The following is a 12628-nucleotide window of genomic DNA, read 5'->3' as shown; positions in this document are numbered from 1 at the left end:
TGTTTAGCGAAGATCTGAGGTGTGTCCAGTGGCGGATCGGCCGGTGAGAGTGGTGGCGGCAGCCTGTGATGGGGCCTGCAGCGGCAATCCCGGGCCTGGCGGCTGGGGAGCTCTGCTCCGTTTCGAGGATGGGTCGGTCCACGAGATGGGCGGGGCCGAGGCGGACACCACCAACAACCGCATGGAGCTCACCGCGGCGCTGGCGGTGCTGGAGGCCCTGCGCGACCTGCCCCGCCACCCCGACCTGGCCCTCCGCACCGACAGCCGCTACCTGATCGATGGGCTGGGCAAGTGGATCCAGGGGTGGAAGCGGAAGGGGTGGCGCACCGCTTCCGGCGGCGCCGTGCTGAACCGTGATCTCTGGGAGCAGCTCGACCGGGCCAGGCTGCATGACGTGTCGCTGCGCCATGTGAAGGGGCACAGCGGCGATCCCGACAACGAGCGGTGCGACACGATCGCCGTGGCCTTCTCCCGGGGACGGATCCCGCCGCTGCGGGAGGGGGAGGTGCTGGGCATGGCGCGGCTGGAGGCGGACGTGCCTGCCGGAGCCGGGGAGGCAACGCGGCAGGCGGGGCCGGCGCTGGCCCCTCCCCCAGGGGCGGACCTGGCTCCGGCCGATCTTCAGAAGCTGCTGAGCCGCCTGGAATGGGCGGATCGGGTGGCCACCCAGGGCTATGGGCTCACGCTGGTGGAACTGGCCCAGCTGGTGGAGCAGCCCCTGCGCAATCTCGAGCGCCGCACCAGGCCCTGGACCTGGCGCGACTGGCAGGTGGAGCCGATCGGTGATGGCCGCTGGCGGTTGCGGCGCGGGACGGCAGGATTGGGCGATGGCCGCTGAGCAGCAGAGATGGGCGAGGGCGCACAGGACGGTGCGACGGCGGCAGCAGTGGGGTCGGCGGCCGGCACCACGGGCGCGCTCTATCAACGCGTCCTCGGCCCGGTGCTCTCGCAGGATGGCGGTGCCGATGCGGAGCAGCTGAGCCGGCTCACCCTGGCGGCGCTGGGCCAGGCCGCCCTGCGCCGCCGCTGGCCCGTGGTGAGCGGTGTGCTGGACGGCCTGGGCCAGGAGCTGCGTCGCCCCGATCCGCGGTTGGAGCAGAGCCTGTTCGGCTGCCGGTTCACCAACCCCGTGGGACTGGCGGCCGGCTTCGACAAGGACGCGGTGGCTGCGGCCGTGTGGCACCACTTCGGCTTCGGCTTCGCCGAGCTCGGCACCATCACCTGGCATCCCCAGCCCGGCAATCCCCGCCCCCGTCTGTTCCGCCTGGCGCCGGAGCGGGCCGCGCTCAACCGGATGGGGTTCAACAACCAGGGCGCCCAGGCCGCCCGGCGCACCCTGGAGCGCCAGCGGCTGCCCCCCCCGGGCCAGCGTCCGGCGGTGCTCGGCATCAACCTGGGCAAGTCGAAGATCACCGCCCTGGACCAGGCCCCGGACGATTACGCGGCCTCCCTGGAGCTGCTCGCTCCCCTGGCCGACTACGCGGTGATCAACGTGAGCTCGCCCAACACGCCCGGGCTGCGGGATCTGCAGGATGAGCTGCTGCTGCGTCGTCTGGTGGAGCGGTTGCGCCGCCTGCCGGCCTGCCCGCCGCTGCTGGTGAAGATCGCCCCGGATCTGGAGGACGACGCCATCGATGCCATCGCCCGCATGGCCTACGAGGAGGGCCTCGCCGGGGTCATCGCCGTGAACACCAGCCTGGACCGCCTCGGCCTGGAGGGGCGGCGTCTTCTCCAGACCGGCCGCACCCTGGCCGAGGAGGCCGGGGGGCTGAGCGGGGCGCCGCTGCGGGCCAGGGCCCTGGAGGTGCTGCGCCGGCTGCGGGCCACAGCCGGGCCCGCCCTGCCCCTGATCGGCGTGGGGGGCATCGATTCACCCCAGGCGGCCTGGGAGCGCATCACGGCCGGTGCGTCCCTGGTGCAGCTCTACACCGGCTGGATCTATGCCGGTCCGGCGCTGGTGCCGCAGATCCTGGAGGGCCTCAGCAGTCAGCTCGACCGCCACCGCCTCGCCCACATCGGCCAGGCGGTGGGTTCGGGGCTTCCATGGCGCTGATGCCGCCACCGTTGCTGGCCGCTTTTCGAAAGTTCGGTAGCTTTGCCGCAATCGAGGTGGTCACCCTTGGTACTCGCGGGGATCAGAGAACGGCTGCGCCCCCTCAGGGCCGAGATCTTTCCGAGCACGGTGCTGCTTGACTTCTCCGATCCCCAGCTCCTGGTGGGGCAGGGCATCAAGGCGGGCGGTCCCGATCCGGCCGTATGGCAGGCGCCCGTTCCCGCCCGCACCCTGAAGGACGGCGTGCCCATCGCTGCCGATGCCCTGGGTGACTTCGTGGGTGACCTGCTGCTGGAGCACAGCACGGTGATGGCCAACCTGGTGGTGGCGCTGCCCCGGCCGGCCAGTGCCTGGAGGGTGATCACCTGGCCGGGCGGTGTGTGCCCCGAGGAGCCGATCGCGGCGCTGCGCGAGCGCAACCCCGATCTGCGGCTGCCGTTCTCCCTGCGAGACGCGGCCATCGACCTTCAGCCCCTGGCCGGCCCGGCGGGCCGATCCCTGCTGGTGGCCGCCCCGAACAGCACGGTGGAGGCCTGGATCCAGCTGTTCGCCATCGCGGGGGGCAGCCTCAGCCACCTCCTGCCGGCCCAGGCCTGCCAGATCCTGGCCCTGCGCGACCAGCTCGAGGCAACCCGCCCGGGCACCATGGTGGCCGTGCTGCAGCCCACCAGCAGCGCCTGCCTGCTCGATGTGTGGGTGGCCGGTGCGCCGGAATTCCAGCGCACACTTCCTCTGTGGCCCCAGGATCTGGCCCCGGCGCTGCAGCGCTCCCTTGCCTTCTGCAGGGCCCAGTTCGGTTGCTCCACGTCACGCCTGCTGCTCACCCGGCCGCTGGAGGGCGTCGAAACTCTGGAGGCGGCCCTTGGCCAGGCGCTGGAGCCGGTTGACCTTGCTGGCTTCGGTAGCCTTGCCCTGCAGGGTCTGGCGGAGCTGGACAGGGCTCGATGATCTCCACACCGTTCGATCTCCTGCGCGAGAAGCGCGAGGCCCTGGGGCTGCCGGAACCCTCGGTGGCACAGAAAGCCACCCGCCAGACCCTGCTTCAGGGTGTCGCCATCGGCTCCGGCATCCTCGGCCTGGCCCTGGGCATCAGCGGCCTGCTGTTCCTGCGTGGAGTGTTCGTGAAGGCCGAGCTGGATCGTCTGGCCACGGTGGAGGCCGAGGAACAGCAGCTGCAGAGCCGGCTCAACGGCAGCAACGCCAAGCTCAAGCAGGTGCAGGGTTCCAACCGCAAGCTCGTGGAGGGTCTGATCGGCACCCGCTCGTCGTCCGCCCTGATGCGCGACCTGCAGCTGCGGGTGCCCGAGGGGGTGCAGCTCACCGACGCCCAGCAGCAGGACCAGGACATGGTGCTCAAGGGCCGTGCCAACGACCCCCAGGCGTTCGTTCGGATCAATGCACTCCAGCTCGATCTCAAGCGATCGCCGCTGCTGGATGCGGGCAAGGGGGTCACCCTGCTGAAGGCATCCCGCGACCGCAGCGATGCCACCAAGGATCTCGCCGCTCCCGCCGTGAACTTTGAGCTGCGGTTCTCCTTCCGCGATGGCCTGCCGCCGGCTTCCGAGAAGCTGATTCTCGAGCAGCTCGGGGCCGAGGGCCTCACCCGCCGCATGGCACTGCTTCAGAAGGAGGGACTGCTCCCATGACCAATCTCCAGGCCTCGGTGAGTGCCCAGCAGCAGCTGCGGCGGCAGCGACTGCTGCTGGGTGTGCCCATCGCGGTGGGGGCGGTGCTGGCGGCGGCGGTGGTCGGTGCCGTTCTGGTGCCGCAGTGGTTGCGCCTGCGCACCGATTCCGAGCGCCTCTCCGAGCTGCAGGCCCTGCAGGAGCGTCTTCCCCTGCTGCGGCAGCAGCTCGATCAGTCGGCCCGCGACCAGGAGAAGGCAGACCTCCAGCAGCGCAAGATCCTCAGCCTGATCGAAGGGAGCGGCGAGTTCCTCACCTTCCTCTCCCAGATCGATCGGGAGGCCACCCGGTCGGGGGTGCAGCTGGAGCTCTACGAGCCTGTGCCAGCCCAGCCCCCGGCCCCCGAGGCGCCGCCAGCCACGCCTCCGGCCCAGCCCGGCGGCACCCAGCCGCCGCCCGCTCCTCCCAAGTCGGCCCTGGAAGAGGCCGGCCTGAGTTCCGAGCGTGTGCTGCTCACCGCCCGCGGCAACTACCCCAGCCTCCTGGCCTTCCTGCGGGCGGTGGAGAAGCTCAGCCTGCTGGCGGTGCCCAGCCAGTTCACCATGGCCCTGGTGGACAAGCCGGGCGTGCCCGCCGTGGCCCAGCCTGGAGGTGGCGCCGCGGTGAAGCCCACCGTTCCTGAACTCAAGCTGCTGCTCACCTACTACAAGGCACCCGAGGGCGGATTGAAGCCCCCGCCGCCATCCCGGCCCGCAGCCCCGGCTCCTGGGGCTGCGGCTCCCGCGCCGACGGCCCAGCCGCCATCCTGAGCTGTGCCGGCCGGTGTACGAGCTGAGGCTGCGGTGCTGGCCCGTTTGATTTTCCTCGGTAAACTCCGCCCACAGATGGGGTAGGGCGCGTTGGCCAAGCTCATGAGTTCTCGCCTGTGGCTCTCGGGGTGGTGCAGTGGCTGCCTGGCTGTCGCCTGGCTGGCCCCCGTCAGCAACGCGGCTCCTCGTGTGCCTGCCGCCACGCCTTCGTCGTCGGCACGGCAAGCCCCGGTCAGCGGTGCTGTGCAGCTCAAGGTGCGCCGCCTTCCCGATTCGGTGGAGCTGCTGATCGAGGGCACCGGCATCTCCCCGCAGCTGCAGCAGTCGAGCGATGGGGCCGGCTGGCAGGGGCAGCTGTCCACGGCCGCCCCCTCGGCCCTGAAGCTCGGCCCGCAGCGCCTGTCCCTGCCGGAGGTGGGCCTGCAGAGCATCAGCTTCGACGGTGGCGGCAACAGCTTCTCGATCGGGGTCACCCCCATGCCCGGGGTGACGCTCAGCCGCCCCGTGGTGAGTGCCGACGGCCAGAACCTGATCATCGCCTTCCCCTCACCGGTTCCCCAGGCCTCGCTGCAGGTGAACCGGGTGAATCTGGCCCGGCCGGGTGCCGTGCCGCTGCCCAGCTATGCGCCGCCGCTGCAGCCCCGGGCGGTGGCCCCGCCGCTGGGGGACATGGCGGTGGGCACGATGACCCTGCGGAACCCCGGCTACGTGAACGTGTCCGGGCCCTCGGTGACGATGACGCTCAAGAATGCGCCGGCCCGCGATGCCCTGATGGCCCTGGCCCAGCTGGGGGGCTACGGCTTCGCCTATGTGGACGAACCGCTGGCCGCTGCCGGCCAGAACCCGGCTGGCGTGAATCCCGGTGCCCGCCCGCTCTCGATCTCCTTCCGGGGTGAGTCCTATGCCCGTGCCCTCAACACCACCCTGCTGGCGGCGGGCCTGCAGGGGAAGCTGGAGGGCAACATGATCTTCGCCGGTCCGAACGCCCTCTCCAAGAGCTTCGGTGCCCAGGTGTCGAAGGTGTACCGCCTCAACCAGGTGGGGCCGAATGCGGCGGCGGATTATCTGGCCAACCTCGGGGCCTCCGTCACCAAGACGAACACCATCACCACCTCGGTGACCCAGGGGGTGTCCCAGGGGGAGGCCATTGCCTCCGCCCCCAATTCCCAGACCACCCAGGCCAGCAGTGTCACCACCGTGGAGGCCTATGGGGCCTCCACCGGACCCTTGATCGGCCTGCGCGCCACAACCGACACCCGCCTGGGCACCATCACGATGGTGGGTGACCCGGCGATCGTGGGCATTGCCGAACAGTATCTGCGGCAACTGGATCTGCGCCAGCGCCAGGTGGCCCTCAATGTGAAGCTGCTGGATGTGAGCCTGGAGAACGATGCCGCGATCGACAACTCCTTCGCCTTCCGCTTCGGCAACAACTTCATTGTCAACAACAGCGGTCAGCTGCTGGGAGCCTTCGGGAATCGCCTGCCGCCCGATGAAACCTCCTTCCGTCGCGATATTCCCGAGGATCTGGAACTCACCATTGAAGATGGCAGGGTGACCGTGACCAACCTGCCGCCCGGTGTGGACATCAGTGGTGACCGCAGCCTGGTTTCCTTCGGCAGGAATACCAACCTCTCGCGCAACCAGATCCGCCGCATCGAGCGGCAGACCGGTTCCACCATCCAGGAAGTCACCGATCCGGTCACGGGCCAGAGCAGTTTCGTGGCCATTCCCAACGGCTCCAACTCCGATGCGATCGAGCGCACCATCACCCGCATCCTCGGTCGCAATGCGGGCGTGGCCAGGGTGACGGCCACCGGAATCAACCGCGCCACCCGAGGCAACCCCGGCAGCGGCTACGACGACAACACCTTCTTTGACTTTGTACGGGCCCAGATCACCTCAGGTTCCACCAAGCTGCTGGCCAGCCCCACGTTGATCCTGCAGGAAAATGCGGCCGAGTTGCGCGGCTCCGGGGTGACGCTCGGCGGCACCGACCGACCGGGTGGACTGGATGAGTACAGCCCCGATTCGCCGATCGGCCGCCGCCGCGCCAACGAAGGCGTCGTGCGGGTGGGCACCAATGTGGTCACCAACTACCAGGTCACCACCCCGGAGGGCGGGGGCAACATCGTGTGCGATCCGGAAGTGTCGACGGCCGGCCTGGTGCTGGGCGCCCGGGTGGAGAAGATCGACGACAACGGCTTCGTCACCTTCTCCCTCTCCCCCAGCGTGTCGGCCATCACCGGACAGGAGCAGGCACCGGAGGGATGCGGCTCCAACCTCAATATCCTGAGCGTGCGCCGACTGGATACCGGTGCTGTGCGGGTGCGTGACGGCCAGACTCTCATCCTCACCGGCGTGATTTCAGATTTCGACCGTTCGGTGGTGAGCAAGTGGCCGATCCTCGGCGACATCCCGCTGATCGGTCAGTTCTTCCGCAACACGTCCAACCAGAAGGAGAAGCGAGAACTGGTGATCATGGTGACCCCGCGCATCATCAACGATGAGCAGGGAGGTGCCTATGGTTACGGTTACCAGCCAGGCACCCGCCAGGTGCGCGATTTTCTGGGCACCAGCAGCTTCTAGCCGCTCCACTGGGGCCCAGCGGTGCTGATCACGCCGTTCACTGTTCTGCTGGCGCCGTGCTGCGCCCCCTTCCCATGGAGCAAGCACCAACGCCGAAGCCCCGCTCGGGTGAGCCAGGCCCCGACGACCAGCCGATCGAGGCCCTGGAGCGGGACCTCGCCCTGGCCAGGGCTGAACTGGCCGAATACCAGGCGCTGATCGACGAGCTCCCCGGCATCTACGAAACCAAGTTTCGCCATCAGGTGCAGAGCCTGGCCCAGGACATCAAGCGCCTGCTCGATGAGCGGCGTGCCCTGCAGGGCCAGCTCGACACCGGCTTGCCCCCCGCTTCAGCCCCGGGGCCCGTGCCCGCCCTGCCGCCGGCCCTGGGGCTCACGGAGGAGGGGAGTGCACCGGCTGCGGCGGCTCGGCTGCGGCGGCCGGCTTCCCTGCGGCTGCGGCGCTGGAGGCGTGGCCTGGTCCGCGGCTGGGGCGGGTGGCGCGCGGCGGCGATCCTGCGCAGCCGCGCGCTGGGCTCAGCGGTGCCGCAACGGGCCCGCCTGCCGCTGGTGGCGGCGGTGTCCGCCCTCGGGGTGGCTGCCCTGGTGATCACGGTGGATGGTGCGTGGCGCCGGGCTGCTCCGCCCGCACCGGGGAGGGGGCAGCAGCCGGCGGCACCGGCCGTGAAGGATCCGGCTCCGAAGCCGCAGCAGCAGCAGGATCAGGCCCTGCTGCTCCGCGCCCGCGGCGAGTGCTGGCTGGAAGTGCAGACGCTCGAGGGCGAGGTGGTGGTCGTGAACACCCTGCAGGAGGGGCAGCAGCAGCGCCTCCGCCTGCGCGGCGGCCTGCGGGTGCGGGCCGGGCGGCCTGATCTGCTCGATGTGGCCGTGGGGGGCGGACCGTTCGAGGTGCTCAACCCGATCAACGATGTGGGCTGGCGAACCTTCCTGCCGACCAGGCCCCCCACCTCCCGGCCACCGGAGCCGACTCCCGCTCCCTGAGCCAGCACGGCCCGGCGCTGGTGCCGCTGAATCATGCAGGGATTGTCGTGGCGGTGGCCACTGGCCCCTGGAAGGATGCATGTCACGGTCAATACATAACTGGCATTGGCATTGGCATTGGCATTGGTGATGGGGATGATCCAAGCAATACGATGATCCAAGCAATACCTTGAATCGTGGCTACAATCCCTGAACAGAGCGCACTAAGCGCCTATCGCCTCGTTAACCCGGCGTTAATCCGTTCTTAACTTCATCCCCATGGCCGATTTCACTTTCAACGCCTTTCAACAGGTTACAAGTCAAAATCCTATTCAGTATCGTTTCCAGGTCAACAACGGGCCAATCACCATATCTGATGCCGATGGCATCTTTACGATTGGTGAAAGTTATGTCATCGGCAGTGTCACCTATTTTTACAGAGGAACCACCACCGGAGGTGGTTTCGCCTTCACTACGTCCAGCAACAGTAATCTTGCGGATGGATTTTTCTACGTAGGACAAACGGCCCAACCTACGGGCAACACGCAGAAGACCAACTATCCGGTGACAGCCCAGGATGCCCCGGCCTGTTTCCTGGCCGGCACCCTGATCGACACGCCCCAGGGGCCCCGCCCGATCGAGACGCTTTCCCCCGGCGACCTCGTCAGCACCGCCAACGGGCCGATGGCGTGCAAGTTCGTGTGCCGCTCCGAGCATCCTCCCCTGGCCCTGGCGTCCAACGGTCAGCTCCCTGTCCGCATCGCCCGGGGCGCCCTGGGTGATGGCCTGCCCCGTCGGGATCTGGTGGTGAGCGGCGGTCACGCCATCGTTCTGGAGGGCCACCTCATCCAGGCCGCGGCCCTGGTGAACGGCGATTCGATCCGGCGCACCGACCTGGCCGACTGGGAAGGCAGCGAGCGGATCGTCTACTACAACATCGAATTTGAAACCCAGCAGATCATCACCGCGGAAGGGCTTCCGGCCGAGTCGTACTACGACATCCTGCCGCGCTCCTTCTGGGACAACTACCAGGAGTACCGCGATCTCTACGGCGATGGTTCCCCCATCGTCGAACTGCCGATGTCCAGGGTCAATTTCTCCCGGCAGCTTCCCACCGCCCTCAAGGCGCGGCTGGACACGCTGGCCCAGCCTTGCCTGGTGTGAGTGAGGCCCCTGGGGCTCTAGCCTGACCCCTTCTGGCTGGAACAGGTTTGGCCGCTCTGCGTCCGCGTCGCATCTGCTGCATCGGCGCCGGTTACGTGGGGGGGCCAACCATGGCCGTGATTGCCGACCGCTGCCCCGATCTCACGGTCACGGTGGTGGACCTCAATGCCGCACGGGTGGCCGCCTGGAACGATCCCGACCTCTCCCGCCTGCCTGTGTACGAGCCTGGGCTCGATGCCGTGGTGGGCCGCTGCCGGGGCCGCAATCTCTTCTTCTCCACCGCCGTGGAGCAGGCCATCGCCGCCGCGGACATGGTGTTCCTCTCGGTGAACACCCCCACCAAGACCCGGGGCCTCGGCGCCGGCCAGGCCAGTGACCTCAAGTGGGTGGAGGCCAGTGCCCGTACCGTGGCCGAGGCGGCCACCGGCCACACGATCGTGGTGGAGAAGAGCACCCTGCCGGTGCGCACCGCCGAGGCCATCCAGGCGATCCTCGGCTCCGGCCGCCCTGGCCAGAGTTTTTCCGTGCTCTCCAATCCCGAGTTCCTGGCCGAGGGCACGGCGATCCGGGATCTGGAGGAGCCCGACCGGGTGCTGATCGGTGGCGCCGACCCCGAGGCCATCGAGGCCTTGGCGGCCATCTACGCCCGCTGGGTGCCGCAGCCCCGCATCCTGCGCACCAACCTCTGGAGCAGCGAGCTGAGCAAGCTCACCGCCAATGCCTTCCTTGCCCAGCGCATCTCCTCCATCAACAGCATCGCCGCCTTCTGCGAGGCCACCGGTGCCGATGTGAGTGAGGTGGCCCGCGCCATCGGCGCCGATACCCGCATCGGGGAGAAGTTTCTCCAGGCCGGGCCCGGTTTCGGTGGCAGCTGTTTTCAGAAGGACATCCTCAACCTGGTGTACCTGTGCCGCCACTACGGCCTCGAGGAAGTGGCCGCCTACTGGGAGCAGGTGGTGAGGCTGAACACCTGGCAGCAGCACCGCATCGCCCGCCTGGTGGTGACCCGCCTGTTCGGCACGGTGACCGGCAAGCGCATCGGTCTGCTTGGTTTCGCCTTCAAGGCTGACACCAACGACACCCGGGAGTCGCCCGCCATCCGCATCGCCCGCGACCTGCTCGAGGAAGGCGCCCAGCTCCAGATCGTGGACCCCAAGGTGAGCGAGCAGCAGATCACGCGTGATCTCGGCCTGCCTCCGGGCGAGGGGGAAGGCAGCTGGCAGCTGGCGAGCGGCGTGGAAGCGGCGGCCAGCGGCGCCGATGCCCTGGTGCTGGTCACCGAGTGGGACGTGTTTGCCCGGATCCACTGGCCGGCCGTGGTGGCGGTGATGCGCCAGCCGGCCTGGCTCTTCGATGCCCGGGGCAGGGCCGACGAGACGGCGGCCCGCGCCGCTGGTCTGCGCGTGTGGCGCATCGGCCAGGGTTGACCCGTGCCGGCTTCCCTCACCCGCAATCTGATCACCGGGGGTGCCGGCTTCCTCGGTTCCCACCTGGTGGACCGCCTGATGGAGGCGGGCGAGGAGGTGCTCTGCCTCGACAACTACTTCACCGGCCGCAAGGCGAACATCGACCGCTGGATCGGCCACCCCCGCTTCGAGCTGATCCGCCACGATGTGACCGATCCGATCCGGCTGGAGGTGGATCGCATCTGGCACCTGGCCTGCCCGGCTTCGCCGGTGCACTACCAGCACAATCCGATCAAGACCGCCAAGACCAGCTTCCTCGGCACCTACAACATGCTCGGCCTCGCCCGCCGGGTGGGGGCCAGGCTGCTGCTGGCCAGCACCAGCGAGGTGTACGGCGATCCGGAGGTGCATCCCCAGCCGGAGCAGTACCGCGGCTGCGTCAACACCATCGGCCCCCGCAGCTGCTACGACGAGGGCAAGCGCATCGCCGAGACCCTCTGCTTCGACTACCGCCGCATGCACGGCACGGAGATCCGCGTGGCGAGAATCTTCAACACCTATGGCCCGCGGATGCTTCCGGATGATGGCCGGGTGGTGAGCAACTTCATCGTGCAGGCCCTGCGCGGCCAGCCCCTCACCCTCTATGGCGATGGCCTCCAGACCCGCTCGTTCTGCTACGTGGCCGATCTGGTGGATGGCCTGATCCGCCTGATGAACGGGGAGCACACCGGCCCGATCAACCTCGGCAATCCGGATGAATTCACGATCCGGCAGCTGGCCGAGCTGGTGCGCAGCCGCATCAACCCCTCCCTGCCCCTGGTGTTCGAACCCCTGCCCGAAGATGACCCGCTGCAACGTCAGCCGCTGATCGCGCGCGCGCGCCAGGAGCTCGGCTGGCAGCCCTCGGTGCCCCTGGATCAGGGCCTCGAGCCCACCATCGCCTGGTTCCGCTCCTGCAGCACCCTGCCTTGACCAGGCCCGTGCTCGTGACCGGCGCCGCCGGCTTCATCGGCGCCGCCGTCTGCGAGCGCCTGCTCGCCCGCGGCGAGCGGGTGCTGGGCCTCGACAACCTCAACGCCTACTACGACCCCGCCCTCAAGCAGGCCCGGCTCGGGCGCCTGCAGGCCCGGGCCGCCCCGCAGCAGTGGACCTTCCTCCCCCATGCCGTGGAGGATGCCGCCGCGATCGGCGCCCTGTTCGCCCAGTGGCGGCCCGCCCGGGTGGTGCACCTGGCCGCCCAGGCCGGGGTGCGCTACTCGATCGACAACCCGGCGGCCTATCTGCAGAGCAACCTGCTGGGCTTCGGCCATGTGCTCGAAGCCTGCCGGCGGCACGGGGTGGAGCATCTGGTGTACGCCTCCAGCAGCTCGGTGTACGGCGGCAACACCAACCTGCCGTTCAGCGAGGCCCAGGCGGTGAACCATCCGGTGAGCCTCTATGCCGCCACCAAGAAGGCGAATGAGCTGATGGCCCACAGCTACAGCCATCTCTACGGCCTGCCGGCCACCGGGCTGCGCTTCTTCACCGTGTACGGGCCCTGGGGCCGCCCGGACATGGCCCCGATGCTGTTTGCCCGGGCGATCCTGGCCGGTGAGCCGATCCAGGTGTTCAACCACGGCCGCATGCGCCGTGATTTCACCTACATCGATGACATCGTGGAGGGCGTGGTGCGCTGCCTGGACCGTGCCGCCACGCCCGATCCCGGCTTCCAGCCCCTGGCTCCCGATCCGGCCACGAGCTGGGCGCCGCACCGGATCTTCAACATCGGCAACAGCCAGCCGGTGGAGCTGCTCCGCTTCATCGCCCTGCTGGAGCGTGCCCTGGGCCGCACGGCCCGCAAACAGCTGATGCCGATGCAGCCCGGCGATGTGGAGGCCACCGCGGCCGACACGGCCCTGCTGGAGGCCTGGGTGGGATTTCGCCCCGCCACGCCTCTGGAGGAGGGGGTGGAACGGTTCGCCCGCTGGTATCAGGACCACTACGCCCCCTGAGGGCGCCTGCACCGCCGGGCACACTGGGATGC

The 12628-nt window shown here is 69.0% G+C and carries 12 protein-coding genes; 11 read left to right on the top strand and 1 reads right to left on the bottom strand.

Annotation, left to right across the window (positions count from 1 at the left end; all coding sequences use genetic code 11):
- The first annotated feature begins 28 nt into the window (after positions 1-28).
- The 7 genes from rnhA (at position 29) to CBM981_RS09520 (ending at position 8056) form a co-directional block, all read left to right on the top strand.
- On the top strand, positions 29-838 hold the full coding sequence (rnhA, locus tag CBM981_RS09550) for a ribonuclease HI (protein ID WP_087069323.1): 810 nt from the start codon (positions 29-31) through the stop codon (positions 836-838).
- 9 nt (positions 839-847) lie between these two features.
- Positions 848-2053, top strand: coding sequence for a quinone-dependent dihydroorotate dehydrogenase (locus tag CBM981_RS09545; protein WP_087068217.1), 1206 nt, complete (start codon positions 848-850; stop codon positions 2051-2053).
- A gap of 66 nt (positions 2054-2119) precedes the next feature.
- Positions 2120-3001, top strand: coding sequence for a hypothetical protein (locus CBM981_RS09540; RefSeq protein WP_087068216.1), 882 nt, complete (start codon positions 2120-2122; stop codon positions 2999-3001).
- The gene (locus CBM981_RS09535) at positions 2998-3699 is read left to right on the top strand and encodes a PilN domain-containing protein (protein WP_087068215.1); all 702 of its coding nucleotides are present in this window, start codon (positions 2998-3000) and stop codon (positions 3697-3699) included. Before CBM981_RS09540 ends, CBM981_RS09535 begins: the two co-directional genes overlap by 4 nt.
- Positions 3696-4487: a hypothetical protein gene (locus CBM981_RS09530; RefSeq protein WP_087068214.1), complete on the top strand. Its 792-nt coding sequence runs from the start codon at positions 3696-3698 to the stop codon at positions 4485-4487. Before CBM981_RS09535 ends, CBM981_RS09530 begins: the two co-directional genes overlap by 4 nt.
- 255 nt (positions 4488-4742) lie before the next feature.
- On the top strand, positions 4743-7076 hold the full coding sequence (locus CBM981_RS09525) for a type II secretion system protein GspD (RefSeq protein ID WP_369801600.1): 2334 nt from the start codon (positions 4743-4745) through the stop codon (positions 7074-7076).
- A gap of 74 nt (positions 7077-7150) precedes the next feature.
- Positions 7151-8056 carry a DUF4115 domain-containing protein gene (locus CBM981_RS09520; protein WP_157665392.1) on the top strand — a complete coding sequence of 302 codons (906 nt, stop codon included), beginning with the start codon at positions 7151-7153 and terminating at the stop codon, positions 8054-8056.
- 222 nt (positions 8057-8278) lie between these two features.
- On the opposite strand, the gene CBM981_RS15325 is transcribed toward CBM981_RS09520, so the two are convergent.
- Positions 8279-8566: a hypothetical protein gene (locus tag CBM981_RS15325; RefSeq protein WP_157665391.1), complete on the bottom strand. Its 288-nt coding sequence runs from the start codon at positions 8564-8566 to the stop codon at positions 8279-8281.
- Between the two features lie 33 nt (positions 8567-8599).
- On the opposite strand from CBM981_RS15325, the gene CBM981_RS09515 reads away from it, so the two are divergent.
- Genes CBM981_RS09515 through CBM981_RS09500 form a run of 4 tightly spaced genes read left to right on the top strand, consistent with a single transcriptional unit; the run spans position 8600 to position 12596 of the window.
- Positions 8600-9199, top strand: coding sequence for a Hint domain-containing protein (locus CBM981_RS09515; protein WP_157665390.1), 600 nt, complete (start codon positions 8600-8602; stop codon positions 9197-9199).
- A gap of 56 nt (positions 9200-9255) precedes the next feature.
- The gene (locus tag CBM981_RS09510) at positions 9256-10626 is read left to right on the top strand and encodes a nucleotide sugar dehydrogenase (RefSeq protein ID WP_087069322.1); all 1371 of its coding nucleotides are present in this window, start codon (positions 9256-9258) and stop codon (positions 10624-10626) included.
- A 3-nt stretch (positions 10627-10629) separates the two neighbouring features.
- Positions 10630-11577: a UDP-glucuronic acid decarboxylase family protein gene (locus CBM981_RS09505; RefSeq protein ID WP_087068210.1), complete on the top strand. Its 948-nt coding sequence runs from the start codon at positions 10630-10632 to the stop codon at positions 11575-11577.
- On the top strand, positions 11574-12596 hold the full coding sequence (locus CBM981_RS09500) for an NAD-dependent epimerase (RefSeq protein WP_172820861.1): 1023 nt from the start codon (positions 11574-11576) through the stop codon (positions 12594-12596). The genes CBM981_RS09505 and CBM981_RS09500 overlap by 4 nt, the downstream gene beginning before the upstream one ends.
- The last annotated feature ends 32 nt before the right edge of the window (positions 12597-12628 follow it).

The sequence above is a fragment of the Cyanobium sp. NIES-981 genome, from assembly GCF_900088535.1.
In the GTDB taxonomy this organism is placed as follows: Bacteria; Cyanobacteriota; Cyanobacteriia; order PCC-6307; family Cyanobiaceae; genus NIES-981.
The sequence above is the reverse complement of the archived record's forward strand: the minus strand, read 5'-3'. Positions and strand labels throughout refer to the sequence as shown.

Excerpts from the sequence above, each read along its gene's own strand:
- CBM981_RS09530 (WP_087068214.1), top strand. The coding sequence starts at position 3,696 with ATGACCAATCTCCAGGCCTCGGTGAGTGCCCAGCAGCAGCTGCGGCGG.
- CBM981_RS09520 (WP_157665392.1), top strand. The coding sequence starts at position 7,151 with ATGGAGCAAGCACCAACGCCGAAGCCCCGCTCGGGTGAGCCAGGCCCC.
- CBM981_RS09545 (WP_087068217.1), top strand. The coding sequence starts at position 848 with ATGGGCGAGGGCGCACAGGACGGTGCGACGGCGGCAGCAGTGGGGTCG.
- CBM981_RS09535 (WP_087068215.1), top strand. The coding sequence starts at position 2,998 with ATGATCTCCACACCGTTCGATCTCCTGCGCGAGAAGCGCGAGGCCCTG.